This window comes from Tissierella simiarum (assembly GCF_018917865.1).
Taxonomy (GTDB): Bacteria; Bacillota; Clostridia; order Tissierellales; family Tissierellaceae; genus Tissierella_C; species Tissierella_C simiarum.
This window is the reverse complement of sequence record NZ_JAHLPM010000005.1, coordinates 186,617-212,685: the sequence shown is the minus strand read 5'-3', so window position 1 is coordinate 212,685 and position 26,069 is coordinate 186,617. Positions and strand designations below refer to the sequence as shown.

General features: G+C 29.8%; 25 protein-coding genes. 8 read left to right on the top strand and 17 right to left on the bottom strand.

Annotated elements, in window-relative coordinates; all coding sequences use genetic code 11:
- Nucleotides 1-158: 158 nt before the first annotated feature.
- The 12 genes from KQI42_RS08055 to KQI42_RS08000 form a co-directional block, all read right to left on the bottom strand.
- On the bottom strand, nucleotides 159-1,091 hold the full coding sequence (locus KQI42_RS08055) for a glycosylasparaginase (protein WP_216518606.1): 933 nt from the start codon (nucleotides 1,089-1,091) through the stop codon (nucleotides 159-161).
- 64 nt (nucleotides 1,092-1,155) lie between these two features.
- Nucleotides 1,156-2,088, bottom strand: coding sequence for a 1-phosphofructokinase (pfkB, locus tag KQI42_RS08050; protein WP_216518604.1), 933 nt, complete (start codon nucleotides 2,086-2,088; stop codon nucleotides 1,156-1,158).
- A gap of 15 nt (nucleotides 2,089-2,103) precedes the next feature.
- Complete coding sequence (fba, locus tag KQI42_RS08045) at nucleotides 2,104-2,958, bottom strand: class II fructose-1,6-bisphosphate aldolase (protein WP_216518602.1); 855 nt, start codon at nucleotides 2,956-2,958, stop codon at nucleotides 2,104-2,106.
- A gap of 96 nt (nucleotides 2,959-3,054) precedes the next feature.
- Complete coding sequence (gene agaF, locus KQI42_RS08040; RefSeq protein ID WP_216518600.1) at nucleotides 3,055-3,486, bottom strand: PTS galactosamine/N-acetylgalactosamine transporter subunit IIA; 432 nt, start codon at nucleotides 3,484-3,486, stop codon at nucleotides 3,055-3,057.
- Nucleotides 3,487-3,514: 28 nt separating this feature from the next.
- Nucleotides 3,515-4,333 carry a PTS system mannose/fructose/sorbose family transporter subunit IID gene (locus KQI42_RS08035; protein ID WP_216518598.1) on the bottom strand — a complete coding sequence of 273 codons (819 nt, stop codon included), beginning with the start codon at nucleotides 4,331-4,333 and terminating at the stop codon, nucleotides 3,515-3,517.
- Entirely contained in the window at nucleotides 4,323-5,090 is a 768-nt protein-coding gene (gene agaW, locus KQI42_RS08030) for a PTS N-acetylgalactosamine transporter subunit IIC (RefSeq protein ID WP_216518596.1), read from the bottom strand. The genes KQI42_RS08035 and agaW overlap by 11 nt, the downstream gene beginning before the upstream one ends.
- Nucleotides 5,091-5,152: 62 nt before the next feature.
- Nucleotides 5,153-5,626: a PTS galactosamine transporter subunit IIB gene (gene agaB, locus KQI42_RS08025; RefSeq protein ID WP_216518594.1), complete on the bottom strand. Its 474-nt coding sequence runs from the start codon at nucleotides 5,624-5,626 to the stop codon at nucleotides 5,153-5,155.
- 13 nt (nucleotides 5,627-5,639) lie between these two features.
- Complete coding sequence (locus KQI42_RS08020; protein ID WP_216518592.1) at nucleotides 5,640-6,809, bottom strand: SIS domain-containing protein; 1,170 nt, start codon at nucleotides 6,807-6,809, stop codon at nucleotides 5,640-5,642.
- A gap of 68 nt (nucleotides 6,810-6,877) precedes the next feature.
- Nucleotides 6,878-7,606 carry a GntR family transcriptional regulator gene (locus KQI42_RS08015; protein WP_216518590.1) on the bottom strand — a complete coding sequence of 243 codons (729 nt, stop codon included), beginning with the start codon at nucleotides 7,604-7,606 and terminating at the stop codon, nucleotides 6,878-6,880.
- Between the two features lie 94 nt (nucleotides 7,607-7,700).
- Nucleotides 7,701-8,216 (bottom strand): cysteine hydrolase family protein, encoded by a 516-nt coding sequence (locus KQI42_RS08010; RefSeq protein ID WP_216518587.1) that lies wholly within the window; start codon nucleotides 8,214-8,216, stop codon nucleotides 7,701-7,703.
- 17 nt (nucleotides 8,217-8,233) lie between these two features.
- Nucleotides 8,234-9,292, bottom strand: a complete 1,059-nt coding sequence (locus KQI42_RS08005; protein WP_216518585.1) for a DUF2804 family protein — start codon at nucleotides 9,290-9,292, stop codon at nucleotides 8,234-8,236.
- Between the two features lie 25 nt (nucleotides 9,293-9,317).
- A complete protein-coding gene (locus KQI42_RS08000) occupies nucleotides 9,318-9,854 on the bottom strand; it encodes a DUF6512 family protein (protein WP_216518583.1) in 537 nt (178 codons plus the stop codon).
- A gap of 226 nt (nucleotides 9,855-10,080) precedes the next feature.
- Here KQI42_RS08000 and KQI42_RS07995 point away from each other — a divergent pair, with 226 nt between their 5' ends.
- Entirely contained in the window at nucleotides 10,081-10,545 is a 465-nt protein-coding gene (locus tag KQI42_RS07995) for a DUF441 family protein (protein ID WP_216518581.1), read from the top strand.
- On the opposite strand, the gene KQI42_RS07990 is transcribed toward KQI42_RS07995, so the two are convergent.
- The gene (locus KQI42_RS07990; protein ID WP_216518579.1) at nucleotides 10,546-11,715 is read right to left on the bottom strand and encodes an iron-containing alcohol dehydrogenase; all 1,170 of its coding nucleotides are present in this window, start codon (nucleotides 11,713-11,715) and stop codon (nucleotides 10,546-10,548) included.
- Between the two features lie 43 nt (nucleotides 11,716-11,758).
- Nucleotides 11,759-12,730 carry an MBL fold metallo-hydrolase gene (locus KQI42_RS07985; RefSeq protein ID WP_216518577.1) on the bottom strand — a complete coding sequence of 324 codons (972 nt, stop codon included), beginning with the start codon at nucleotides 12,728-12,730 and terminating at the stop codon, nucleotides 11,759-11,761.
- A gap of 222 nt (nucleotides 12,731-12,952) precedes the next feature.
- On the opposite strand from KQI42_RS07985, the gene KQI42_RS07980 reads away from it, so the two are divergent.
- Nucleotides 12,953-13,108 carry a hypothetical protein gene (locus KQI42_RS07980; protein ID WP_216518575.1) on the top strand — a complete coding sequence of 52 codons (156 nt, stop codon included), beginning with the start codon at nucleotides 12,953-12,955 and terminating at the stop codon, nucleotides 13,106-13,108.
- Nucleotides 13,109-13,123: 15 nt separating this feature from the next.
- On the opposite strand, the gene KQI42_RS07975 is transcribed toward KQI42_RS07980, so the two are convergent.
- Together KQI42_RS07975 and KQI42_RS07970 are read right to left on the bottom strand one after the other, a co-directional pair.
- The gene (locus KQI42_RS07975) at nucleotides 13,124-13,891 is read right to left on the bottom strand and encodes a sugar phosphate isomerase/epimerase family protein (protein WP_216518574.1); all 768 of its coding nucleotides are present in this window, start codon (nucleotides 13,889-13,891) and stop codon (nucleotides 13,124-13,126) included.
- Nucleotides 13,892-13,902: 11 nt separating this feature from the next.
- Nucleotides 13,903-15,081 (bottom strand): MalY/PatB family protein, encoded by a 1,179-nt coding sequence (locus tag KQI42_RS07970; protein WP_216518572.1) that lies wholly within the window; start codon nucleotides 15,079-15,081, stop codon nucleotides 13,903-13,905.
- Between the two features lie 122 nt (nucleotides 15,082-15,203).
- On the opposite strand from KQI42_RS07970, the gene KQI42_RS07965 reads away from it, so the two are divergent.
- From KQI42_RS07965 to KQI42_RS07940, 6 genes are all read left to right on the top strand, one after another.
- Nucleotides 15,204-15,848: an undecaprenyl diphosphate synthase family protein gene (locus KQI42_RS07965; RefSeq protein WP_216518570.1), complete on the top strand. Its 645-nt coding sequence runs from the start codon at nucleotides 15,204-15,206 to the stop codon at nucleotides 15,846-15,848.
- Between the two features lie 75 nt (nucleotides 15,849-15,923).
- Entirely contained in the window at nucleotides 15,924-16,592 is a 669-nt protein-coding gene (gene sdaAB / locus KQI42_RS07960) for an L-serine ammonia-lyase, iron-sulfur-dependent subunit beta (RefSeq protein WP_216518568.1), read from the top strand.
- 5 nt (nucleotides 16,593-16,597) lie between these two features.
- Nucleotides 16,598-17,464, top strand: coding sequence for an L-serine ammonia-lyase, iron-sulfur-dependent, subunit alpha (sdaAA, locus tag KQI42_RS07955; RefSeq protein WP_216518566.1), 867 nt, complete (start codon nucleotides 16,598-16,600; stop codon nucleotides 17,462-17,464).
- Between the two features lie 31 nt (nucleotides 17,465-17,495).
- A complete protein-coding gene (locus KQI42_RS07950) occupies nucleotides 17,496-22,295 on the top strand; it encodes a cytidyltransferase (protein ID WP_216518564.1) in 4,800 nt (1,599 codons plus the stop codon).
- 27 nt (nucleotides 22,296-22,322) lie between these two features.
- On the top strand, nucleotides 22,323-23,585 hold the full coding sequence (locus KQI42_RS07945) for a lactate/malate family dehydrogenase (RefSeq protein WP_216518562.1): 1,263 nt from the start codon (nucleotides 22,323-22,325) through the stop codon (nucleotides 23,583-23,585).
- Nucleotides 23,582-24,631: a flavodoxin family protein gene (locus KQI42_RS07940; RefSeq protein ID WP_216518560.1), complete on the top strand. Its 1,050-nt coding sequence runs from the start codon at nucleotides 23,582-23,584 to the stop codon at nucleotides 24,629-24,631. Before KQI42_RS07945 ends, KQI42_RS07940 begins: the two co-directional genes overlap by 4 nt.
- Before the next feature lie 27 nt (nucleotides 24,632-24,658).
- Here the strand turns inward: KQI42_RS07940 and KQI42_RS07935 are convergent, their stop codons facing one another.
- Nucleotides 24,659-26,026, bottom strand: coding sequence for an MATE family efflux transporter (locus tag KQI42_RS07935; RefSeq protein WP_216518558.1), 1,368 nt, complete (start codon nucleotides 26,024-26,026; stop codon nucleotides 24,659-24,661).
- Nucleotides 26,027-26,069: the final 43 nt, after the last annotated feature.

Here is a 26,069-nt window from a genome sequence, read left to right as displayed (position 1 = left end):
GATTTTTAGTTATGGTTGGCTAGACCTAACTTTATTATATCAAAGGAGGTTTTGTTTTTTTACTCACCGCTAAAAGCTCTTTAGAACCACCCGCATAGCGGGTGGTATTCATAATACAAAGAAAAGTTGTTAAAAATATTTTTAACAACTTTTTTATCCTAATCATTTATATTTAAGTTTACCCATTCCTTCTCAGCTTCTTTATAAACTGTTTTTCCATCTTCCATATAAGCTATAAAAACTGTAGGTTCTATCTTGGAAGTAGATACTACAAAGGAAAATTTTACGTTAGTTGCTACACCCCACTCCCCTTTATTATTCATACATACTATAGACATGGCTCCAGCTTTTCCTCTTTTTTTCTCTAGATTATTATGTAGTTCATATAACGCCATTTCTGCTGCCTGTTGTGGAGTATAATCTTCCTTCATAAGTCTTACTACTTCATAGGATATACATCCTTTCATAAGATCTTCTCCTAATCCCGTAGCAGTTGCTCCACCTATTTCACTATTTACATAAAATCCAGAACCAGGTATAGGAGAATCTCCTACTCTACCTCTCTTTTTCATAAACAGCCCACTTGTAGAGGTAGCAGAAACCATTGACCCTTTTGTGTCTAGAGCCACCATTCCAACTGTATCATGCCCATCATAAGGAGTTAAATTATTTCTATAAACCTCCTTTTTTCTTTCTTCCCACTTTCTTTTGGATTCCTCTGTTAGCATATTTTTTCTCTTAAACCCATTGCTAGTTGCATATTCCTCTGCTCCTTTACCTACTAAAAAAATATTAAATCTATTTTTACTTAAATCTTTAGCAATAGAAATTGGATTTTCAAAATCCTTAATTCCTGCAACAGCACCTATAGATAAATTATCTCCATCCATATAAGCTGCATCTAATTCTACCTCTCCCTGCTCATTAGGTAAGCCTCCGTAACCTACAGAAGTATAATAAGGGTTGTTCTCTACACATTGTATAGCTTTTTCTATGGCATTACCTGATAATTCCTCTTTTCTTAACAACTTACTTCCCTCAACAACACCATCTAAAGCCATTCTCCATGTAGCAATGATTCCCCATTTCATAATACCACCTCCGATTAATATTTATCATCTTTATTATACAAAACACTGTGCTTTTAGCACAGTTTTAATAATATATAGATGATAATTTTATTTCTCCCATTAACCTTTTTACATTATTCATTTCAACTTTTCCCGTCTCAGCTTCCATAGCATTAGCAATTCCACAGGCTACTCCAAGTTTAAGCATCATATCATAATCATAATTTCTCTTCATAGCAACAGCAAAACCTGCTACCATTGAGTCTCCCGAGCCTACAGGATTTATAGCTTCTACTTCTGGAATATTTATTCTATATACTTGATCTTCACTTAATACAATAGCACCTTCGTTACCTAAAGATATTATTACTATTTTTATACCTTTTTCAATTAAATAGTTACCTGCTTTAACTATTTCTCCCTGTGTTTGAAGCCTTATACCAAGTAAATTTTCTAATTCTTCTTTATTCGGTTTAACCATATATGGAATAGCATCTATCCCATATTTTAAAGCTTCCCCACTGGTATCCAATATAACTATTTTATTATTTCTATTGGCTATAGCTATTAAATCTCTATATATATCTTTAGGGACTCCCAAAGGTAAACTACCAGAAATACATATAATCTCTGATTTATTTATTAAATAAGTATATAATTCATAAAATTTAATAAGTTCTTCCCTAGTAATCCTAGGACCTTCTTCTAAAATTTCTGTTTGAATCCCATCATCTGAAATTATAGCTAAACAGCTCCTAGTTTCCTCTTTAATTTGTATAAATTCATGCATAATTCCCATATCTACAAATCTATCGTGTATATATTCACCACTTTTGCCACCTAAAAATCCTGTAGCAAATACTTCTTCGCCAAATATATTAATTACCTTAGTTACATTAAGGCCTTTTCCTCCAGGAGTATATTGAAACTCTTTTGCTCTGTGTATTTTTCCTTTATCAAATCCATGTACTGAATATCTCCTATCAATAGACGGGTTTAAGGTCACAGTTAAAATCAAATGATTTCACCCCCTTTATTTTCTGTTGGCACTACCACATACTAATATCTTTTTCTTTACTATATTCTTTACCCTTTCCTTTGCTGGATTAAAATATTTTCTTGGATCATTTTCTTTTGGATTCTCACTAAAGTATGTCTTAATTTCATCTGAAAAAGGAATTTTTAATTCAGTAGCAATATTAACTTTACAAATTCCTAATTCTATGGATCTTTTTATACTATTGTCTGAAATCCCTGAAGCTCCATGTAAGACTAAAGGTATCTCTACAATTCTACTTATTTTTAGTAATCTATCAAAATCTAATTTGGGTTCAAATTTATATATACCATGAGCTGTTCCAATGGCTACTGCCAAAGAATCCACTCCTGTTCTTTTTACAAACTCCAAAGCTGCATCTGGGTTGGTTAGCATTGCATCCTTTCTATCAACAATTATATCATCTTCTTGTCCACATAACTTACCTAATTCTCCTTCTACTGTGGCTTCATTTTTATAAGCAAATTTAGAAGCTTCTTTTGATATCTTTATATTTTCTTCAAATTCTAACTTAGAAGCATCTATCATAACAGACTTATATCCTGCATATATACATTCTTTCAAAAATTCTATATCTTCGCAATGATCTAGATGTAGTGCTATAGGTATATTATACTTCTTTGCTCCTACCTTAGCCATAGCTATCATATAATCCATACCCGCATATTTTATAGTGCCAGGAGTAGTGGCTATTATAACAGGAGATTTCATTTCCCAAGCACCTTCTAATACGGCTTGTAGAGTTTCTAAATTGTGTATATTAAATGCTGGTACAGCATATTTTTTTCTCTTTGCATCTAATAAAATTTTCTTTGTTGAAACTATATCCATAAAACAGCCTCCTTATTAATAATGAAATCTCTTAAGAGTATATATTTACTATGTTTTATAAAATGTAGCCGCGATAAATCGCGGCTATTTAGATTTTTAAATACCATCTTCCCTTTTAATATTCTTTTTATTACTGATTGCATTATTAAAAGATGCTATTCCTTCTTTTCCAGTATATAATCCTTTTTCAATTATTTTATTAATCAGTTCTAATTCTCTGTTCATTAATATTTCTATCAATAAAGGTAGATTAGTCCCTGCAATAACCTTAGATTTCTTAATATTTTCTGACAAAATAGCACAAATTTTAAAAGGTGTGCCACCTATTAAATCTGTCAGAAAAATTATTCCGCTGGTTTCTTTCATATTATTCATTGTCTCAATTATTTTTTCTTCTAAAATCCAACTAGAATCCTTTTCATTAAACTCTATTCCTTCTAGACAAGGCTGTTCACCTAAAATTAAGTTAATTGAACTTATTAATCCTTGAGCGAACCTCCCATGACCTACTACAATTATTCCATACATTTTTTTATCTCCTTCATATATCTAATTTTTAAAGCATTCCGATTAGATGACCTAATACTCCTATAACTACTGTAATAAATATCAACATAACTGGTGAAAAATCTTTTTTCAGCAGTCTATACATCAGTAGTGCGTAAGCCAGAGGTAATAGCTTTGGCATTACTTGAGAGTCTAACAACTCTTGAAGTATTACTTCATTACCTTCCGTTCTTATAACTATCTTCGTACTTAAATTAATAAATGAAGCAATTAAACCGCCAACTACAGTTAATCCTAATATAGAAGCTGCTCTAGAAATACTTTGGGTATTTGTCTTAAGCGATTCTGTAGCTTTAACACCTGTGTTATATCCATAATTCATTAATCCAAATCTAAGTGCAAAATGAACAACATTAAACATAATTAGAAATACAAAAGGACCAGCAATATTTCCCTGCATAGCCATAGATGCTCCTATCCCTGCACTAATTGGCAATAGTGTCATCCAAAACAAAGCATCTCCTATGCCACCTAAGGGTCCCATAGTAGCAACTTTTATTGCCCTAATAGTATCTGGACTTTCTTTTCTTTCCTCCATTGCTATCACTATTCCCATAATGAAAGTCACTAAAAATGGGTGGGTATTGAAAAATTCCATATGCATAGACATAGAATTAGATAAATCCTCTTTATTCTTATGGATTTTCTTTAGTCCAGGAATTAAGCCATATAGCCATCCACATCCTTGCATTCTTTCATAATTAAAAGATGCTTGCAAAAATAATGACCTCCAAGTCATTTTATTTAAGTCTCTCTTTGAAATAACCTTATCAATGTTAGTATCTGTATAGCTATAACTAGATTCCATCTGTCCTTGCCCCCCTTCTAATTACTTGGCCCTCTCTTGATTTATTCGTAAAATAATCATATAGTGCTATTGAAACTCCAACTAATGCTATAGCCAATATTGGTAAATGAAGATAAGCAGCCAGTATAAAACCTACTATTAAAAATGCTACATATTCTTTCTTTAGCATAATCTTTAATAGCATTGCGAATCCTATAGCAGGCATCATGCCTCCTGCAACTTCTAATCCTTTAATCAACCATGCAGGCATTATTTCTACAACTTTTTGAGCCGACTCCGCTCCAAAATATATTGGTAAGAAAGCTATTATTGCATAAAATATAAATAATGTTAACATGCCTAAATAGTTTATTCTTTCTATTCCTTTTGTATCGGCTTCTTGTGCATATTTATCTGCTTTATGCATTACTGGTGAAAAGATTGTAAATATTAAAGTAATTGCCCCTTGTACTGCTACAGCGAAAGGTACTGCAATTCCAACAGCTACTTGTGGATCCTGTTTGGTAAGTATAGCAAATGCACTACCTATAATACCTCCAATAACTACATTAGGAGGTTGAGCTCCTGCTAATGGCACTGCCCCCATCCATACAAATTCCAAAGTAGCTCCTGTTATTAGTCCCGTTTTTAAATCTCCTAGTATTAAACCTACAATCATACCCGTAAATACTGGTCTATGAATATGTGTTAAACCGTCAAATAAATCTATACCTGCTATTCCAGCCCAGACTGCAACCAGTAAAGACTTCAAAAACATATTCTTTTCCCCCTTAAACTTTATTTATTAACCTTATTTAAACTTTAAACAAGGATAACATCTTAAATAAATTCAAGAATATCTTTTTTTCTTTCATCAGGTACTCTACGAATTTCTAACTCTACTCCTAATTTATGTAATTTTCTAAAGGCTTCAGCATCTTTTTCATCTATTGAAACTGTACTACTAATTTGTTTTTTACCTTCTTTAAAATGCATATTACTGATATTCACTTTTTTAATTGGCACCCCTCCTTCCACCATTTTAAGAACATTTTCTGGAGTTCTGGTTACTAAAAATATTAATTGATCATCTGCCGCCTTATGGATTTTATCAATGGTTTCTTGGATAGTAAAATATCTTGTATCAACAGTACTAGGAGCTGCCATATCCATTAAGTTTTGCTGTATATCATCATAAGCTACTTCATCATCCGCTACCAAGATTAAATTTGCTCCAATATGATTAATCCAAGTTAGACCTACTTGACCATGAATTAGACGATTGTCTATTCTCGTTAATAAAATATTTGACATCAAATTACCTCCCTTAAATTTGATATTTATAAATTTTTACTCCTTTAACAACTCTATTGACTAACCCATTTGGATTGGGATTGTCTGGCTCTACATCAGTTCTTATGGAATACTTTAAAGCAAAAATTTGAGCAAATAATACATAAAGTAGAGATATAAATCCTTCATTGGTTATACCGTCATCTTCTTCAGTCAGATATAGTTGATTATGAGAATTTATATCTACTTCATTACACCTAATACTTGAAATTGCTATAATTTTATGATCTCCTGAATCCCTATATATTTCTTTTAGCAAGTCCATATCGTATTTTCTACTATAAGGGTCCATAGATAAATACATGAATACCAATGTCTTATCATTCACTATAGATTTAGGTCCATGTCTAAATCCTAGTATAGACTCGCTATAAGATACTATCTGACCTCTTGTTAATTCTAGAAGTTTTAAAGCACTTTCTTTAGCTATACCATGTAAACTTCCAGTTCCTAAGTACGCTACTCGCTCATATCCATAACTAATAATTTCTTCTAACTGCTTATATCCTGATTCTAATATATTTCTGCCTATACCTATCATCTTAATGACTTCTTTTTTATTCTTACTGAAATTTTCTAGATCAAATATTAACAGAGAGGTTAAAGTCATACAGGAAAAGCTGCTAGTCATAGCAAATCCTCTATCATTTGATTCTTCAGGCATTAAAATCAGTAATATATTATCTTTATTTTTAGCTATATCAGCTAGATGTCCATCTTTATTGCAAGTAATAAAGATATGATTTACATCATCTATTAATTGATTAGCTAAATTGTATGATGCTAAACTTTCTGGACTGTTACCAGAGCGGGCAAAAGAAACTAAAATAGTGGGAACTTCCTTTTTAAAATATGATGTGGGATTGGCTACAATATCTGTAGTAGGTATTGATTCGTATATAAATTTTCTTTTATTAAAATAGGGTGTAATAATGTCACCTATATATGCTGAAGTTCCTGCTCCCGTAAATATAACGCGAACACTTTTCTTTTTTAGTTTTTCTTTTAAAAAAATATCTATTTTATCAAAATCTTTTTCAACAATTTTAATAGTTTCTAGCCACAATTCAGGCTGTTGAACAATCTCATTAGCAGTATATAAGCCATTTAAATCATCCCATTGTTTTTTATCTAGTCCAAACAATTTGATGCCCCCTTTGCTTAATTATCGAAATGATGTCATGTTGTCATTACCAGTTATTCTAAAAAAATTTATTTTTCTAACAGAACACGATATTTAAACCTATCTCCTCTAGCTATACTCTTAGTATACTCAATAATTAAATTACCTTCATGAGTTATTCTTTCTATCATCATACTTGATAATCCTTCATGATAATTTAAAAGCTTTGCTTCATCTTTTCTAGTAAGAACTGGTTGAAATATTTCCTCTGCACAAGTAAATACCGTATTATATCTTTGTGTTAGAATATCGTACATAGCATTTTCCTGTAGATCCTTTTTTGTTATTCCTGGAAACCTATCATATAAAACATAACTTGTTTCAAGCATCATCGGCTCCCCGTCAGCTAATCTTAATCTGGTAAACATATACACTTTATCTCCAGAATTTATTTTCATTTTCTTAGCTAATTTTTCATCAGATTCAATTATTTGAAAATCCATTACATTAGAAGTAGGCTTTTTTCCTATTTTCTTCATCTCTTCAGTAAAACTATAAAACTTTAATAGATTTTGCTTAAATTTCTTAGGCGAAACAAAGGTACCTTTTCCGTGAACTTTATAAATATAGTCATCCTTTTCTAATTCTTGAATTGCCTGTCTTACAGTTGCTCTACTTACATCAAAAATATCACAAAGCTCTCTTTCAGAAGGCAGCTGATCATTTTCATCTAGATTATTTGTTTGTATCATTTCAATAATGGCATCCATAAGTTGATAATCTAATGGAATTCTTCCTTGTTTATCTATTATTTTCATTTCTACCACCTTTAGTTATTATGATAACTGGTAATTACCAGTTATCATAATAGTACAATACTTTCTTAATAATGTCAATTATAAATTTAGAATTTTAGATAATTCTACATCCTAAAGTTTTTTCTGCTTCTTTTAATGCAAATTCATGGGCTGCTTCATCAAAAGATGTAACTCCATCCCTATATATATTTACTTTATATGAAATGTTTCTTCCATCAGCAGCTGTATATAATATACATATATTTGTGCAGACTCCTACTAAATAGATTTCGTCGACTCCCTTTTCTCTTAAATATAAATCTAGATCAGTTCCATAGAAGGAACTATACCTTCTTTTTTTAATAATCTTATCTCTTTTTTCCACAGGTAATTCTTCTATTATTAAGGCTCCTTCTGTATTTGCTACACAGTGACATGGAAACATTTGAAATTCACTATCATCAGTTTCATGATTATCACATACATAGATAATAGGATTATTTTCTTTTCTAAATTCTTCTATTTTCTCCTTTATAAAAGGGACTAGTTCTTCTCCTTTTCTCCCCACATAAAGAGAGCCATCTTCTCTAATAAAGTCATTTAACATATCGATTATAAGAAGTGCTTTCAAAATATATCCTCCTCTATTTAAAACCTATATTTTTTCTTTTCTCCCATACCAAAACATTCTACTAACTCAATTTTTTTATTGTCACTTATAAAAAATCCTTCAAATGCTCCTATTGGAGCTTCATAGTCTGAATATATCAATATGTAATTAAATTTGACTTCCATTTTTTCCTCTGGATAAAAAACTATGTTCACTTTTTCATAGTTATCTTTAATATACCAAACTTCCTTAGGAATATATATCCTCTCTACCTTAACAGGCGGTAATGGATGGGCTTTGCCTTCATGCCATAGGCAATTCTCATTATAGTTTTCCTTATCTGTTACTTGGTTGTCTGTTAGATTAAACCCAATTACACTACCATCATCTGACATACCCCATCCGGTGACCCAATCATATTCTAATTTATATGGATAAAATCCTTTATGATCATCTATAATCATACGAGAATCTAAAGTATTAAAGGTAATCTTTTCTTCATCAATACAAAGAAATCCTTCCATCGGCATGAAATTCTTATGTGAATAAATAGCCCTATTTTCTCCTAAAGGCATACATGTTACCATAGGTTCTGTGCTGTGATGAGCTAATAATTTTAAATTTAAGTAAGGAACACTTCTATAACCATGAATCGTACATTGTATTTCTATATTTCCTTCTTTTACTCTATTTTTTATCTTCATTAAAAAATTATTTGAAATATAACTAGTTTGACTGTTCAGCATTCCTTTCCCGATAGAAGTCTTTCTAGGTAGTGTAAATTTTTGTATTTTAATTAGTAGTTTCTTGATTCTATCATATATCATTAAACAAACTATGGAAGATAATTTAGCATTATATATGGCTCCAAATATAAATACTTTATCATTACCTGCCTGAAAAGCTTCCCATTCTTTTAATCTAATGTTATTAAACCAAACAGGATATTTTTTCCCTAAAGGATTTAATGCGTCTAGCATATTTACATTTTCTATAGCTTTATTATAATTTCCGAATTTAAATTTTCCTTTTTCTACAATATACTTAGGAGATTTATTTATACTCCTTTTATACTCTATCCCAGAACAACCTTCCATAACTATCTCCTTTCCCTATTTATGCCTAGTCTATTCCATAACTACCATTATTAGAATCCATAAATATTGGTAATTTTAAGGGATAAAAGGTGAAATATATAAGAGATAATCCAAGCAAAGTAAATAACAACAACCCAATAATATTTAATCTATAAGAAACTCTCTTTTTCATTATCTTCATGCTTATGAACTGACAAAGTATTGCCCCTATAATAAAGGAAAGAATATCTAGAAATAAAATTTCTTTTTTAGTAAAAAAAGTATATGTATAAAAAAACAAAATTATAAACAGTTCCATAGTAAAGATACCTAAAAATTTAGCCCAAAAAAATCCTGTAGTATGTTTCCTAATAAACCAATATTCTATTATTGTAAAAAAAACTAAAGACCAGTATCCTAATTTTAAATGTTCCCAAACACTTTCATTTATCGGACTAAACATTCCAATTATGGTCAATTTACCTGACCAATCATAAGTAAAATGCAAAAGAGAACCTACAATAACAATCCAGAAAATACCTGCAACTTCCCATTTGGTAACTTTGCCTTCATCCTTATACATCAATATTAGCGTACTAAAACTCTCTAGTCTTAGTACTCCACCCCCATTCCTTATTATTTTTACTTACTCCACTTTATAATAATTTTTATTAGATATTAAAAAATATTAAAGTTATCTTAACTTAATATTTTAAATAATGTTCTTTTATATACAGCCTAAATAATAGAATTTACATATAACGAAATTTAATACTATCCAAAATTTCTAATGAATTTGAGGTAATACTATGTTGAATAAACTTATTATATTATTGATAATACTTCTATCCCTATTATCTAAGAATCGACCTATGACTTACGGGGGACTTTTTATATTTCTTTTATCTTTTCTAAATAAGGAATATTTAAACAGATTGGATAAGGGGATATTTCTTACACTGGGAATGACTAGCCTTATTATCTGGATGTTAATTCCCCTTATTCAAACCTCTGCTACTATTAATTCTTTTCATTTAAAAAGCTATTTAAATCTGGAAGGCCTTGTATCTTTTATTAGTGGATTAATGATTGTAATAATTGCTTCAAAAGGTAGTCGCTTTATAAATGATAATGTTTCTTCTTTACTTGGAATTACTTTAGGTTCTATAATAGGAGTTGCTTTTTTAGGCGGAATCCCTGTAGGAATGTTGAGTGGAGCAGGAATGGCCTATCTTATAGTAAAATTAATTAAAATCCTAATAGGAGATTCTTGATTATAATGCTTTCCTATAAATATCTAATACATCTTCATAATCTAAAGGTTTGAAATTCCCTACTTTACCTCCTTTATACTCAATTACTGCTTTAGCCATAGTTTCAATTTTCTCTTCTCCTATTCCTACTTCTCTTAAAGTCATAGGTATTCCTAAAGAGATAAAGAAATCTCTAGTCTTTTCAATAGATTCTTTTGCTATTTCCATATCACTTTTTTCTCTTTCAATATTCCATACATTTATACCATACTCTACGAATTTATATAATGTAGTTTCATCTAAAACATGTTCCATCCAATGAGGTGTTAATATAGCTAAGCCAACTCCATGAGTAATATCATAATATGCACTCAATTCATGTTCTAAAGGATGTACACTCCAAATCGAATCTTTCCCATATGCTAGCAATCCATTTATTGCTAAACTAGAAGCCCACATAAGATTAGCCCTTGCTTCATAATTTTCAGGCTCATCTATAGCAATTCTACCATAGTGAATACAAGTTTTTAGTAAGCCTTCAGCCAATCGATCTTGAAGATAGGCTCCTTTCACTTTGCTGAAATAGGATTCAAAAATATGGCTCATAATGTCGGCAACTCCTGCTGCCGTTTGATAAGGAGATACAGTATAAGTATAAGTAGGATCTAATATGGAGAATTTAGGAGACATGTCTGGATGACCAACACCGTATTTTTGATTCGTTTCCATATTGGTTATTACACCACCAGCATCCATTTCAGAGCCAGTTGCAGCTAAAGTTAGTATACATCCTATAGGTAGAACTTTTTCAATCTTTGCCTTTCCAATTACTAAATCCCAAGGATTTCCATCATAATAATAAGCTGCACCTACAGCTTTACAGCAATCTATTGTACTTCCTCCACCTACGGCTAAAATAAAGTCAATATTATTTTCTCTACATATTTTAACACCTTCAATAACAGACTCAACTCTTGGATTTGGCTCTATGCCACTTAACTCAAAAAATGGTATATCATTCTCTTTTAATATTTTAACTACGTTCTGATAAATACCATTCTTCTTGATACTACCTCCACCATAGGCTAAAAGTACCCTTGATCCATATTTTTTTATTTCTTTGCCTAATAATTCTATCTTCCCTTCACCAAATAAAATCCTAGTTGGTATGGAATAATTAAAATTTAGCATTTTATCCTCTCCTTTTTAATTATTTAACTTTATATAGAGAAAGCTATTTTTCTTTATAAAATAACTTTCCTTCTTTTAAGATTTTATCAGCTTTTCCAATATAATATAAATGCTCTAAATGAGACATAGCCTCCCTTGTAGCAAACCATTTTTGAGGGCTAGGAAACTCTTCCCAGTTTTTTGCCCTAATACTCCACTGCATTTGTGACGCTACATCTCTTACGCTAGTTTCTTCTTTTTTTATTATGTTGATTATTTCATTTAATCTTTCTTTATGATGTAGATATAACTCTCCTATTCTTCTTCTATGATCCCTAATAACATTTCTATGAGATGGAAATAAATAATCTATATCATATTCAAATATTTTTCCTAAACTATTAAAATAAGTAGCTAATATATCTTCACCAAAGCCCCAAAATGCAATATTAGGAGTAATTCTATCTAATACATGATCTCCTCCAAAGAAAAGCTTGTGGTTTCTTTCATAAAGACCTATATGTCCTGGTGTATGACCTGGAATAAATATAACTTCAAAAAAGTATTCTCCAACTTGAAGCCCCTTACCTTCTCTTAAAGGAACATAAGAAATAGGTTCTCTTAAACAGTATTTGTAGCCGGGATGATCTTCAAAACTTACTTCATCTTTTTCCAAGTCAAAAATAATCTTAAATTCATTAAACCTTTTCCAATACTCCATTTTAGTCATTTGATTAATTAATTCACCATCAACTTCTCCAGCATAAATTCTAACCCCCTTCTCTTGAAAAAAGGTGGCTAATCCAGAATGATCTGCATGAAGATGAGTAATAAATAATTCAGTATTATTAAAATTAATTTCTAATTCCTCCATACCTTGAATCAAAGCATCTATACATTCCTTTGTATTAAATCCAGTATCTATTAACAGATTTTTATCCTTTCCTTTAACAACATAGGAATTTAAAGCTTTTAAAGGATTCTTGGGTAAGGGAATCTCTATTTTGTATATATTTTCATAAACCTTCTCTGCCATTTTTTCACCTCAACTATATCTATTACTTTAATCATATTTTTTTAATACCCTATTGTCAAACCTAATATGCCTAATTTGTAAAGACTTTGTATAATTTTTATGATAATATAATTTTAGACTAAAAATGACATTTCTCTTAAATAAAAGAAGTGAGAACATAAGATGGAATTATAAAATAGAAGTGTTATACTCTTAATTATTGGAGTTTTATTTCTAAACCCAATGTCAACTCCAAGTATGGCTGGAACTGATACAAAAAGTTTAGATATATCTGCTGGTTTTGTGAATTCAATATCTTATGATCTAAATTCAATTAACATAGAACTTAAGGTATTAGATGGAGTTACTATTGATCTAGATATGTATGGCAGAGAATAATCTAAAGCTCCTTCTCTAAACTAGGAAGGAGCTTTTTCTTACTCTATGAATTTCCTCTGTTAAATTATCAACTCTATACTCTAAAGCTAATTTACATTTAATATTTAATTTATATAGTAATTCTGTAATTTCTTCTATAGCTTCTTTAGGAGGAGAGTTATGCTCATCATAAATTCCTCCATTCCAATGGAAATGAATATATTCAATATGGTCTTTTAATACTTCTAACCATATAGACAAAGGAATCTCTTCTCTTAACTTTGCATGACCAATATCTAAACAAACTTTTACATTAGGTAAATTTATAGTTTCTATTAACTCTTTTAATAGATAAGGACTATCTTCAAAAATATTTTCCAATAAAACCTTACCTTTAAAAGTTTCTACATCAGTCAATATTTTATTAAAAAATTCCTTATTTAATTCATTGTTTAGATTCTTAATATATGGCTCATTGATCCAAGGATTAATTTGGCTATGAAATATAATATAATCAGCTTTTAATTCTTTACCAATATTTAATGTAGTTAAATATCTATTATAGCTAACTTCTCTGATTTTTTCATCTGGACTAACAGGCTTTAAATCTAAAAAAGGTCCGTGAATAGAAACAGTATTATTAAAGCTTGTTAATATTTTTTTATATTCATCTACTAGCTGATTCCATCCTTCATCTAATAAGCTTGGCTCAGTAAAATCCTGAATTTCTACTCCTATTTTATTTTTAATAAATTCTTCCATATTAAAATCTTCTATGGTAGAAATGCACTTAATCAGTTCCATTTTTTCACCTTCTAATTTTTTAAACTTTTTACTGCCTTTTCAATTCTCTTTAAGGCTTCTTCTAAAGTAGATCTCGAACATCCAATATTTAATCTTAAAAAACCTTCCCCTTCTTTACCAAAAGTCATCCCATCATTTAGTAAAACTTTTCCTGTCTTTATCATAAGTTCATTTAATTCTTCTTGACTTAATCCAAGTTTTGTGCAATTTAGCCAAACTAGAAAAGTTCCTTCTGGTCTATCAATAGTAATCTTAGGAATATTATTTTTTACATATTCCATAGTATAGTCTAAATTATCTTCAATATATTCTAAAACTTCTTCTAACCACGTTTCTCCATGATTATAAGCTGCCTCTAGTCCTACTGCCCCAAATGTAGAATTATGGTCTATGCCTAAAATCTCAATAGTTTTAACAAACTTATCCCTAATCTCTTTATTTGGTATTATAGCAACAGAAGTAAATAAGCCAGCAATATTGAAAGTTTTACTTGGAGCCATTAGTGTAATGGTATTCATAGCTAATTCTTCTGAAATAGAAGCTATAGTAGTATGTTTATGGCCTTTAAATATCAAATCAGAATGGATTTCATCAGAAACGATTATAATATTATTCTTTAAACATATTTCTCCTAACTTTTCCAGCTCGTCTTTTGCCCAAACTCTTCCTGTTGGATTGTGAGGACTACAGAGTAACATTAATTTAGTATCATTATCTATTTTCTTTTCTAAATCATTGTAGTCCATTATGTATTTTTCGCCATTATGTCTCAGTGGATTGGTAAGTATTGCTCGTTCATTTCTACTAATCACTCCTGAAAAAGGAGGATATATAGGAGGTTGAATGATTATTTTCTCACGTTTTTTAGTTAAAGTCACTACAGCTAAGTTTAACCCCATAACTACCCCTGGAGTAAATAATATCCATTCTTTTTTAATATCCCATCCATGTCTTTTCTTAACCCAATTAATAACTGCTTCATAATAAGAGGCTGGTCTATAGTCATAACCAAATACACCATGATTTACTCTTTCCATAAACCCTTCTAATATCTCATCTGCTACTTTAAAGTCCATATCCGCTATCCACATAGGTAAAATATCTTTATCTCCATAAGTTTTTTCTAAATTACTCCATTTTATGGAATGAGAATCTTTCCTATTGATTATTTCGTCAAAATTATATTTCATCTTCATCATCCCTTCTTGGTAAACTTATTCTAAAACTTAAAATGTAATTCTAATATTAATTATGCATTATATTTTTATTAATGGCAACACTATAGGATAGTATAAAATGGGAGGGGTTATAGATGAGGCTACCAAATCATATAGGAGTCATTCCTGATGGTAATCGGCGTTGGGCTGTAGACAACGGTATGACTAAAGATAAAGGATATAGAGCAGGATTAGATCCTGGACTAGAACTTTTTAAACTTTGTGAAAAAGAAGGTATAAAAGAAATAACCTACTATGGCTTTACAGTAGATAATACTAAAAGACCTACTATTCAACGACTTGCTTTTACCACTGCTTGTATTGATGCAGTTAATATGTTATCTAAAGAAAATGCAGAACTTTTAGTAGTTGGAAATACCGAATCTCCAATGTTTCCTAATGCTTTAATACCTTTCACTTTAAAAAGGCAAACTTTTGGAAAAGGTGGAATTAAAGTAAATTTTTTAGTCAACTATGGATGGCAGTGGGATTTAAAAGAATATCTTTCTCAAAATGAAGACAAAAAAGATGTGTTAAATTTAATAAAATCCAGAGATATATCAAGAGTAGATTTAATAATTAGATGGGGTGGTAGAAGAAGACTTAGTGGTTTTTTACCTTTACAATCCGTTTATTCTGATTTTTACATAATAGAAGATTATTGGCCAGAATTTAATCCAGAACATTTTTATGATGCTTTAAAATGGTATGACCGACAAGACGTGACTTTAGGAGGGTAGAATCCCTCTTTTTTTATTGCTTAATTATAAATAAAGTGCTAAAATTAAAGAACTAAGGGACGAGGAGGCATACTTATGAAAGACTATAGAGTGTTTGATATTTTAGGACCCGTTATGATTGGTCCGTCGAGTTCTCATACCGCCGGGGCTGCTAGATTAGGCAAAATTGCTAAAGAAATAGCTGGTGGTAATTTTTATAAAGCTATTTTTTATCTTCATGGCTCCTTTGCAAAAACCTATAAAGGTCATGGCACCGATAGAGCTTTAGTAGCTGGTATTCTTGGAATGGAACCTTCTGATGAAAACATTAAAGATTCTTTCAACATAGCTAAAAATCAAGGAATAGACATAGAATTCGTTGAAACAGATTTGGGTTATGAGCATCCTAATACTGTTAAAATAGTATTTAAATATATAGATAATGAAGATTTTTATGTTATAGGCTCCTCTATTGGAGGGGGAAGTATAATAATTACCAACATAAATGGTACTAAATTAAAATTTAGTGGAGATTATCCAACTTTACTATCAAAATATATTGATACTAAGGGTACCATAAGCCGCATCAGCTCTATACTATCAACTAACGATATAAATATTGCAACTATGAAAGTTACTAGAGAAAGCAACATTGCATCTATGGTAGTAGAAGCAGATACAGAAATTAGTGACTTTATTTTAAATGAAATATCTAAATTAGAAGAAGTTATATATATTAAAGGAATTAATCCAATTAAGGGGTGATGAGCATGTTTAATAAAGGTGAAGAGTTACTAAAACTTTGTAATGAAAAAAATAAGAAAATATCAGATATAGTGATAGAAAAAGAATTAAACGATACTGGTGTTTCCTACGACGAATTAATGAATAAAATGAAAGAAACCTTAGATGTTATGAATAACTCTGCTACTTCAGCTTTAAATAAAGAAATTATATCTGTAAGCCGCCTTACAGGAGGAGATTCAAAAAAAGTAGAGGCATATAAAAATATGGATAATACATTAAGCGGAAGATTAATTAACTCTGCTATGGCTAAAGCTTTATCTACTTCAGAGGTAAACGCTTCTATGGGAAAAATTGTAGCCTGTCCTACAGCAGGAGCATCAGGTATACTTCCTAGTGCAGTATTAACTGCTAAAGAACGATTAAATTTAACAGATGAAGATGTTATAAAGGGTCTTTTTACAGCAGCAGGTGTTGGTGAAATAGTAGCAAAGAATGCAACAATTTCTGGAGCTGAAGGTGGATGTCAAGCAGAATGTGGTGTAGCAAGTGCTATGGCAGCAGCAGCTGTTGTAGAGATGTCTGGTGGTACTCCTGAAGCTTGTTTAAATGCTGCTAGTTTTTCTTTAATAAATATCATGGGTTTAGTCTGTGATCCTATTGCAGGATTGGTTGAATATCCTTGTGCTTTAAGAAATGCTTCTGGTGTAGTAAATGCACTGATTTCTGCTGATTTAGCATTAGCTGGAGTAAATTCTTTAGTACCTTTTGACGAAGTAGTAGATGCTATGTATAAAGTAGGTAAATTATTGCCTGAATCTTTAAGAGAAACAGCCATGGGAGGTCTTGCATCAACTCCAACTGGAGAGGAGCTCAAAAGGAGGATATTATGATGCTTGTTCGTGATGAGATATTCGATTTTTAATGGATGAATTAAATAAAGATTATTTATATCAATTTAAAGATTCTATTATCCAATATATAGATAGTGAACAGTTTGAAAGTCTATTAGAAGGCATAATTAAAGATAAACTTTTTTCTGCATTCTCTTTAATGGATCTATTCTATGATTATTTTAAACTATTTGATCCTATTTCTTATGAGGATTGGATGGAAACCATATATAACTGGATCGTTTTTAAATCTTTTCCCCATAAAAATAAGTTTAATTATAATAAAGAGCTTATACCATTGTATGAGCTTTATTTAAACTTATTAAGAGCGTTTATCTCTTATGAAAGTCTATATAAAAAAGATACCTTTATCAGTAATCATCCTTTATCTTTTCTTACTGAAGAAGAAGAAAATAAACTACAATTTCCTAAAGAGTATTTTACATTTAAAAAAACCTTTGATGAATATTATATATATGAACTTATGTATTTAAACATGGCTATTACCAAACATAACACCTTATTACATATAGTAGGTGTAAATTACCTTAGCCTCTACATAGGCAGACAACTTTATGAACTTGGTTTACCTGTAGACTTAGGAGTAATTGTAGGAGCTAGTTTAGGCCATGATATTGGTAAATATGGAGTGCTCAAAGAAGATATAGAAAGAGTTCCCTATCTTCACTATTATTATACTGAACAGTGGTTTAGAAAATTTAATATGGATAGAATAGGTCATATTGCTACTAATCATTCTACTTGGGATCTTGAACTTGAAAATCTCCCTATAGAATCTTTAATCCTGATTTATGCAGATTTTAGAGTAAAAAATCATCTAATAAACAATGAATATAAAATACACATATATACATTAGACGAAGCATTTGATGTAGTACTTAGTAAACTCGATAACGTTGATGAAGAAAAAGAAAATAGATATAAAAAAGTCTATAAAAAGTTAAAAGATTTTGAGGACTTCATGAAAAATTTAGGAGTAGATACTACACTAAAAAACATTTCAAAGACTACAACTAGAAAACCTTATGCTTTAATGGATAGTCAGGAAGTAGTTAATAATATTAAGTACTCAGCTATTAACCATAATGTTAATCTAATGGCTAAATTAGTAGGTAATACTTCCTTTAATAATATTTTAGAAATGGCCCGTGGAGAATATAATTGGAGAAAATTAAGACTATATCTTCAAATTTTTAGAGAATATTCTACCTATTTAACACAAAAACAAAAAATTACTACTCTTTATTTTTTATCAGATTTACTTCTTCACAAAGAAGAAGATATTAGAAAAGAATCTGCTGAACTGATAGGTCTTTTAATAGGTAAATTTGATGAAGAATATAGAAAAGAAATTCCAAAATCAGCAGTATTAAACAATGGAGATTCTACTAGTCAAAAACTATTGGATAAGTTCTTAAACAACCTTTTATATCCAAATCATAAAATAGCTGATTCTCAAAAAGAATGGTTATATAACCTAAAAATAATAATTAAATCTCTTTTTGAAAATGGACATGAAAGCTATTACCTTAAATATTTTGATACTATATATAAATACTATAGTAAATATACTACATTCACCTCAATAGCTCAATTCTATCTATCTCAAACAATTAACTACATTCCTATAAATCATTTAAATGAAGAAAGGCTGTTAAACTTATATTTCTATATTCTCAGTCTATTAAATTCAAATAACCTAGAAATAAGATTAAGTACCTTAGATACAATAAATGAAATTCTAAATAAAATCGATAATAACTCCATTTTTATTGATTCTATTAAAAATTGGCTATTGTCAAATACAAATAAATCCTCAACTCCTGCTGAAAATTATCTAAAGTATATGATTGGAATAAAAGTTGGTTTATCAAAAGAAAACCTATTAATCTTTGAAAAAAATTATAAAGAAGATAGGAATAATATAACAGACATTTTTTTAAAAAATCTAAAAACTGCTACTGAATGGATGAATAAAAAGGTAAACATAGATATTTTGTATGATCAAGTTGTAAGTAATCCTTCTACTAAATGTTTTCATACATCTATGCATTTTTGCAATTTATTAAAAGTCAGTGCCGTTGAACGGGTAAGAAATTATGCTGGAGAAACTTTGTTAAATATATTTCCTCTCCTTTCTTTAGAAGAAAGAAATGATGTAGCTATAGAGCTCCTTAGAGCATTAGAAATGGAAAGTTATCAGTTTACTAAATTTATACCCAGCTATTTAGGACAGCTTCTTTTATATCTTCCTCCTACAGAATTGGATGAAATAATTGACGACTTTGAAATGAAAATAAAAGTATCTACTACCCAAATTATATTTTTATTGTTAAACACTATAGGAGTCTGTATAGAAAACTATCCAGATTATATGTATAGATTTAAGGAAAAAAAGTCAGTATATAAAAATAGATTAACTAGACTGTTAGGACTTTTGCTTATTGCAATGTCATCTTATAACCATGAAGTAAACAATGAATCTTTTAGGATCATTAGCAGTAAAATCTTCAATTCTAATAAGTTAAGTTTAGAAAATAAATACGTTATCTTTAAAAAAATAAGCAAGAAAGTCTTGATGTTAATAACTAGAAAAGAAGATGATGAGTTTTTATTCTACAATAATGCAGCTTCTCTAAATCATATATACAGATTTATTTCTGACTATGAATTTTACTTCAATAGCATTAACTTTGATAAAAATAAAAACATTGCTTTTTTTCCGGGCACCTTTGATCCTTTTTCTTTAAGTCATAAGGAAATAGCTATTGAAATTAGAGATAAAGGTTTCCAAGTTTATTTAGCTGTAGATGAATTTTCTTGGTCTAAGAGAACGGAGCCTCATAGTCTGAGAAGAAACATAATAAATATGAGCATTGCCAATGAAGAAAACATTTATCTTTTCCCTAGTGAAATACCTATAAATATCAGTAATCCTAAAGATTTATATAAGCTTAAAAGCATTTTCCCAAATAAAGAAGTGTATATAGTTGTAGGTACCGATGTTTTGATAAATGCAAGTGCTTATAAAAAAGATAGCTATTTATTAGAATTTTCTCATATTATCTTTGACAGAAAAAGTTACCTATCTAAAAATGATGATGAGAAACTGTTAGAAGTTAGTCTAAATAATATTGAAGGAGAGGTATTGAGACTTTCACTACCACCTCAATATGAAGATATTAGTTCTTCTCAGATCAGACAGTATATTGATACTAATAGAGATATATCTAGGTTAATTGATCCATTAGCTCAAGAATATATTTATGATTATGGACTATATTTAAAAGAACCACAATATAAAACTCTATTTGAAACTAAAACTATTGAAGTTGAAGTATTAAGAAATTTTGATGATAACATTATTGAATATTTAAATAGTAACTTTAGTGAAAATCTTAATGTAGAATCTCTTAAAAATTTAAGAAAAAAACTTAGTTATAGACTTCTCCTACTTAAAGATGTTGAAAATAAAAAACTATTAGGTATTTCTACTTTTTATTGGGTTAGAAATAGTATGCTATTTGATGAATTTAAAAATACAGATATAACCGAATATATTAGAAAGAATACTAAGGGTAGAACCGTTCTAATATCTGGAATCCATGCTATGAATGATGATGAACATTTAATAGAGATAATATTAAATGAAACCTTATCTATATCCATTAATAGAGATTATAACTATGCACTATACAATAATACTTTAACTAAAAAGAAAAACTTATTGGTAGAAGAACAATTGCTACTTCAAGGGTTTATAAAAACTAAATTTTTGCATGAAGATAACCCATTATTCTTAGTAGATATGAACAATCCTTCTACTTTAAACCTCGATTTAGAAAATATGTTGAAACCTCCATTTAACAATAATCTAAAGATTTTAGAAGTAGTTCACAGTACCAGAAAAAATTTAAAAAAAGCTATCTCTAGTCTTTACCCTGGAGAACTTTTGATTACCTATAATCGTGATATGATCTATAGCAAGTTAATTCAGAAAATATGTGACAATAATGAGGTATCCACCAGTCAATTATCTAAAAGACAGTTAGGACCAAATATGTGTGTTCCATTTGGCTCTATATTAAACAGCAGTATAATACCTAACACCATAACTAAAACTTTACATACAGAAAAAATATTTAAACCAGATATTCTAAACTTTACTATAGGATCTTACCCTTATTATTTATCTCTAGAAAATCAAAGCAGGGTTTTAAAATCATTTGATAAACCCATAATACTTGTAGATGATCTTCTTCATAAAGGATACAGGATAAATGTAGTAGAACCCATACTTAAAAACAACCACGTAGAAATAAAGAAAATAATAGTTGGTATTTTATCTAGTAGAGGCAAAGAAATAGGTGAAATAAGAAATATTCCAGTAGATTCAGCCTATTTTGTTCCCAACTTAAAGTTATGGTTTAACGAAAGCAGTCAATATCCTTTTATAGGTGGAGATATGGTAGAAAGAAACACTATGGAATCTTATTTAATTCCTAGTGTAAATTTAATACTACCTTATGTGTCCCCTAGATTCATAAAAAATACTACGAATGAGGCCATATATAACTTATCTGAAACTTGTTTAATAAATACCTTTAATATATTTAAGGCAATAGAAGATATATATCAACAGATAAATGAAAAAAATTTAAATTTAAAAAGTTTAAGAGAAGTTTTTTTATCTCCTCGCCATCCTTATATGGATAAAAATATAAACTTAAATAAAAATATAAAACCTTCTACCTATGTTGAAATAGACTTAGAATATCTAAAAAGACTAGAAAATATTATTAAGAGGTAAATAATTATTGAGAAAGTAGGAATTAAAATGGTTAATAAAACTTTAAGATTTTATAAATATGAGAATGATCACTTGTTTTCATATTTTGATTATGAAAATCTAGAAAAAGTTTCTCAAGAAGAAATAAAAAATTCAAATAGCATATTGTACTATTTGAATAAATTAGATCCATTATACTCTAGAAAAAGTTTCTCTCTTTCTCATCCTTCCCTTATGTTTCTAGAATCTGAGGGAATTAACCTATTGCAATCAAATGAGAATTGTTTTTCTAATATCCTTCCTTCATGGATATTAGAAAAAATTAATAATAGAGAAATTGTTTCTATAAATACAGAATATCCAAATTGGGAGAAAATTTTATCTCAGCCGAAAAAGAAGAAATGGAAAGTTAATTTAATTGCTTTAGGAGATGTAGGAAGCACCTTACTTATAGGTCTAAGGCTTCTAGGAGGAGACTGTATAGAAGAAATAGGTATGTTTGATAGAAATATAAACAGACTTAAGAGATGGGAATATGAATTAAATCAAGTAAGATATCCCTTTAATGAGAAATCTTTTCCACCCATTAAACCTATTGATGAAGAAGATTTATTTAACTGTGATATGTTTATATTTTGTGCGTCAAAAGGAATTCCTCCTGTTGGAAGTAATGTAGTAGATGTTAGAATGGCTCAATTTGAATCTAATTCTGAAATTATAAAAGAATACGCTTTAAAAGCTAGGGAAAAAAGATTTAATGGAATTTTTGCCGTAGTCTCAGATCCAGTGGACTTACTATGTAAAGTGGCATTTCTAGAAAGTAACAAAAACTCAAAAAAAGAATATGACTTCTTAGGACTTTCTTCTAACCAAATAATAGGCTATGGTCTAGGAGTAATGAATGGTAGAGCTTGTTTCTATGCAGAACAATCTAAAGACACTATTCACTATCTAGAGGAAGGGAGAGTTTTCGGCCCTCATGGTGAAGGTTTAATCGTAGCAGATAGTATACAGAATTATAATGAAGAAATTTCAGATTATCTAACATATAAAACTTTAAATGCTAACAAAGAAGTGAGGAGTTTTGGATTTAAACCCTATGTTGCTCCTAGCCTTTCTTCTGGTGCTTTATCTATTATTTCCACTATTAAAGGACATTGGTTCTATGGCTCAACTTATATGGGAAGAGCTTATGTTGGCTCAAAATGTAGGCTTATTTCATCGGGTATAGAAGTAGAACAATTAGATATTCCTTATTCCCTACTAAAGAAAATAACTAATACATATGAAAGTTTAGTGAGCATAAGATGAAAGATTTATATTTAATTCTACCAGAAACTCCTAGTACTTTATTGGAAAATATGATACATACAACTATTAAAGATAAACCATATAAGATTATTAAAGATCATAAAAATTTACCTGATTTAAAAAATAAAAATCTGCTTTTTGCTATAGAAATCAATAAAATAGGTGTCAGTAATAATTTAAACAATATATTCTTAAACTTATACAAAAGAGGCAAGGATTCTCTGTTAGGCTCTCATGGTGCTTTATTGATTCATAGTAAGTATAATATGTTTACTAAAACTGCCGCTCAATCTATAATCTTTTTATCTAACGAATTAGGTTGTAGTTTTATTGGAAGACCTCTAGTGGAAGCTAATGAAAATTTAGATAACTTTATTCCTATGGAAAAAGTATATAATCTTTCTTTAGAAAATATATGCCTAATGCAGTGTAAAGAATTGGGAGAACGATTTTTATACTTAGACAAAGAAATCAACATTAATGAGGATAAAAAATTATTGGTACTTCATTCAAGTACCAGACAAATATCTAATACCTTAATTCTTTGGGATATGGTTAAAGATAGTTTAGAAGGAATAGATATAATTGAAATAAATCTGGGAAATGGAAATATTTTTGACTGTAAAGGCTGTCCTTATAAAGCCTGTAAATATTATGGAAAACAGAATAAATGTTTCTACGGAGGTATTATTATAGAGGAAGTTTATCCTGCTGTTTTAGAAACAAATTCTATAATATTTATATGTCCAAACTATAACGATATGATAACAGCAAACCTAGTAGCTTCTATTAATAGACTTACTGCTCTTTATAGAAAAACTAAATTTTATGATAAAACCTTATTTTCTATAATTGTTTCAGGTTATTCTGGTGGAGATGCTTTGGCTAAACAGCTTATAAGCAGCTTAAACATTAACAAAACTTTTAAGCTTCCTCCTTATTTCTCTCTAAGAGCTACCGCTAATGATATGGGAGCTATTAAAAAAGTAAAAGATATCAAAAAAATATCCAAAGATTATGCTATTAATTTGATGAACAATATATAGAAAAGCAGCCTATTAGTAGGCTGCTTTTTATCTTATAGTAATATATTTCCATTTGTTAGTTCTAAATCTCATTAAAATAAGTAACCATCTAATTCCTTGATCAACTAACACTGCTAACCAAGCTCCTCTAAGTCCCATCCCCATCTTCATAACAAAAATACGAGCAAATATTAATCTAATTACTAGAATTCCTAAAAAAGTAGATATTAGAGTCCATACAGTATCTCCTGCCCCTCTTAGTCCACCTGCAATAATCAATTGAGAACATTGGAATGGCTGAATAAATGCCATAAGTTTTAGTACCTTTCCTGCTTCTACTACTACCTCTCTATTATTAGTATATAAACCTGCTATAAATGTCCCAAAGAAAAAAAATAAAATTCCCATGGTAGCTGCTATTACCGCTCCTATCTTACCACACATTTTTATATAAGATTCTGCTTTATCTGGCTCTTCTTCTCCTAAGCTTCGTCCTGCCAATGTTGATGCCGATATACCAAATGCCTGTCCTGGAGTAAAAGATAGATTAAGTATACTAATACATATCTGGTGTGTTGCATAGGCTACTGTACCTAATGAAGCTACAATCTTTGTAAACATTAATAATCCTGCCCTCATAGCAAGTTGTTCTCCAGAAGCTGGCAATCCAATTTTAACTAAATTATAGACTATATCTTTATCAAATTTAAATTTTTTCTTTATCTTTATATGAACTATATTTTTCTCATTTAATACAACTCTAACTAGCATTATACTTGCTATTACTTGTGATAGAGATGTTGATATTCCTGCTCCCAATACACCTAGTCTTGGAAATCCAAATAGGCCATAAATCAAAACAGCATTACCAACAACATTTGATAAATTGGCTATAATATTTATTTTCATAGGTGTTTTTGTGTCCCCCGAGCCTCTTAAGGAAGCAAAAATAGAAAAATTAAAAGCTTGAAATATAAATCCTAACGCAATCACTCTAAAGTAACCTCTACCTATTAAAAGGGTATCTTCATGTGCACCAAAAAACTTCATAGCAGTATCCGTCATACCTAACCCTATAAACAATATAGGAATAACTAAAAGCAGTTGAGTTAATATCATAACATGCTTTACTACAGATTCAATCCTATCTTCTCTCTTTGCTCCGATATAACGAGCTACCATAGTTGTAGCTCCTATATTTAAAGATTGTACTAAAGATAGTCCTAAAAACACCAACTGATTAGTCACACCAACTGCTGCAATAGATGCGGCCGTAGTAGCAGCATCCCCTGATCTACCTAGCATCATCATATCTACCATTCCAAAGAGAGTACCCATTAGTAACTCTATAAACACAGGTCCTGCTACTTTCACTATTTCATCCCTTAGATGTTTCTCATTGATACTAGACTCCATTCACAAATCACCCTTGCTTTCAATTATTTAGTTCGATACTCTA

Bases quoted from the DNA above. Each gene is read 5' to 3' on its own strand.
- KQI42_RS08015 (WP_216518590.1), bottom strand. From the start codon at position 7,606: ATGAAAATAATAGATAAACAAGGAAGAATTCCATTAGATTATCAACTT.
- KQI42_RS07965 (WP_216518570.1), top strand. From the start codon at position 15,204: ATGAGGCTACCAAATCATATAGGAGTCATTCCTGATGGTAATCGGCGT.
- KQI42_RS07970 (WP_216518572.1), bottom strand. From the start codon at position 15,081: ATGAAATATAATTTTGACGAAATAATCAATAGGAAAGATTCTCATTCC.
- KQI42_RS07995 (WP_216518581.1), top strand. From the start codon at position 10,081: ATGTTGAATAAACTTATTATATTATTGATAATACTTCTATCCCTATTA.
- KQI42_RS07990 (WP_216518579.1), bottom strand. From the start codon at position 11,715: ATGCTAAATTTTAATTATTCCATACCAACTAGGATTTTATTTGGTGAA.
- KQI42_RS07950 (WP_216518564.1), top strand. From the start codon at position 17,496: ATGGATGAATTAAATAAAGATTATTTATATCAATTTAAAGATTCTATT.
- KQI42_RS08035 (WP_216518598.1), bottom strand. From the start codon at position 4,333: ATGGAATCTAGTTATAGCTATACAGATACTAACATTGATAAGGTTATT.
- sdaAA (WP_216518566.1), top strand. From the start codon at position 16,598: ATGTTTAATAAAGGTGAAGAGTTACTAAAACTTTGTAATGAAAAAAAT.
- sdaAB (WP_216518568.1), top strand. From the start codon at position 15,924: ATGAAAGACTATAGAGTGTTTGATATTTTAGGACCCGTTATGATTGGT.
- agaB (WP_216518594.1), bottom strand. From the start codon at position 5,626: ATGTCAAATATTTTATTAACGAGAATAGACAATCGTCTAATTCATGGT.
- agaF (WP_216518600.1), bottom strand. From the start codon at position 3,486: ATGTATGGAATAATTGTAGTAGGTCATGGGAGGTTCGCTCAAGGATTA.
- KQI42_RS08055 (WP_216518606.1), bottom strand. From the start codon at position 1,091: ATGAAATGGGGAATCATTGCTACATGGAGAATGGCTTTAGATGGTGTT.
- KQI42_RS07980 (WP_216518575.1), top strand. From the start codon at position 12,953: ATGTCAACTCCAAGTATGGCTGGAACTGATACAAAAAGTTTAGATATA.
- KQI42_RS07975 (WP_216518574.1), bottom strand. From the start codon at position 13,891: ATGGAACTGATTAAGTGCATTTCTACCATAGAAGATTTTAATATGGAA.
- KQI42_RS08005 (WP_216518585.1), bottom strand. From the start codon at position 9,292: ATGGAAGGTTGTTCTGGGATAGAGTATAAAAGGAGTATAAATAAATCT.
- KQI42_RS07945 (WP_216518562.1), top strand. From the start codon at position 22,323: ATGGTTAATAAAACTTTAAGATTTTATAAATATGAGAATGATCACTTG.
- agaW (WP_216518596.1), bottom strand. From the start codon at position 5,090: ATGTTTTTGAAGTCTTTACTGGTTGCAGTCTGGGCTGGAATAGCAGGT.
- KQI42_RS07940 (WP_216518560.1), top strand. From the start codon at position 23,582: ATGAAAGATTTATATTTAATTCTACCAGAAACTCCTAGTACTTTATTG.
- KQI42_RS07935 (WP_216518558.1), bottom strand. From the start codon at position 26,026: ATGGAGTCTAGTATCAATGAGAAACATCTAAGGGATGAAATAGTGAAA.
- fba (WP_216518602.1), bottom strand. From the start codon at position 2,958: ATGGATATAGTTTCAACAAAGAAAATTTTATTAGATGCAAAGAGAAAA.
- KQI42_RS07985 (WP_216518577.1), bottom strand. From the start codon at position 12,730: ATGGCAGAGAAGGTTTATGAAAATATATACAAAATAGAGATTCCCTTA.
- KQI42_RS08000 (WP_216518583.1), bottom strand. From the start codon at position 9,854: ATGTATAAGGATGAAGGCAAAGTTACCAAATGGGAAGTTGCAGGTATT.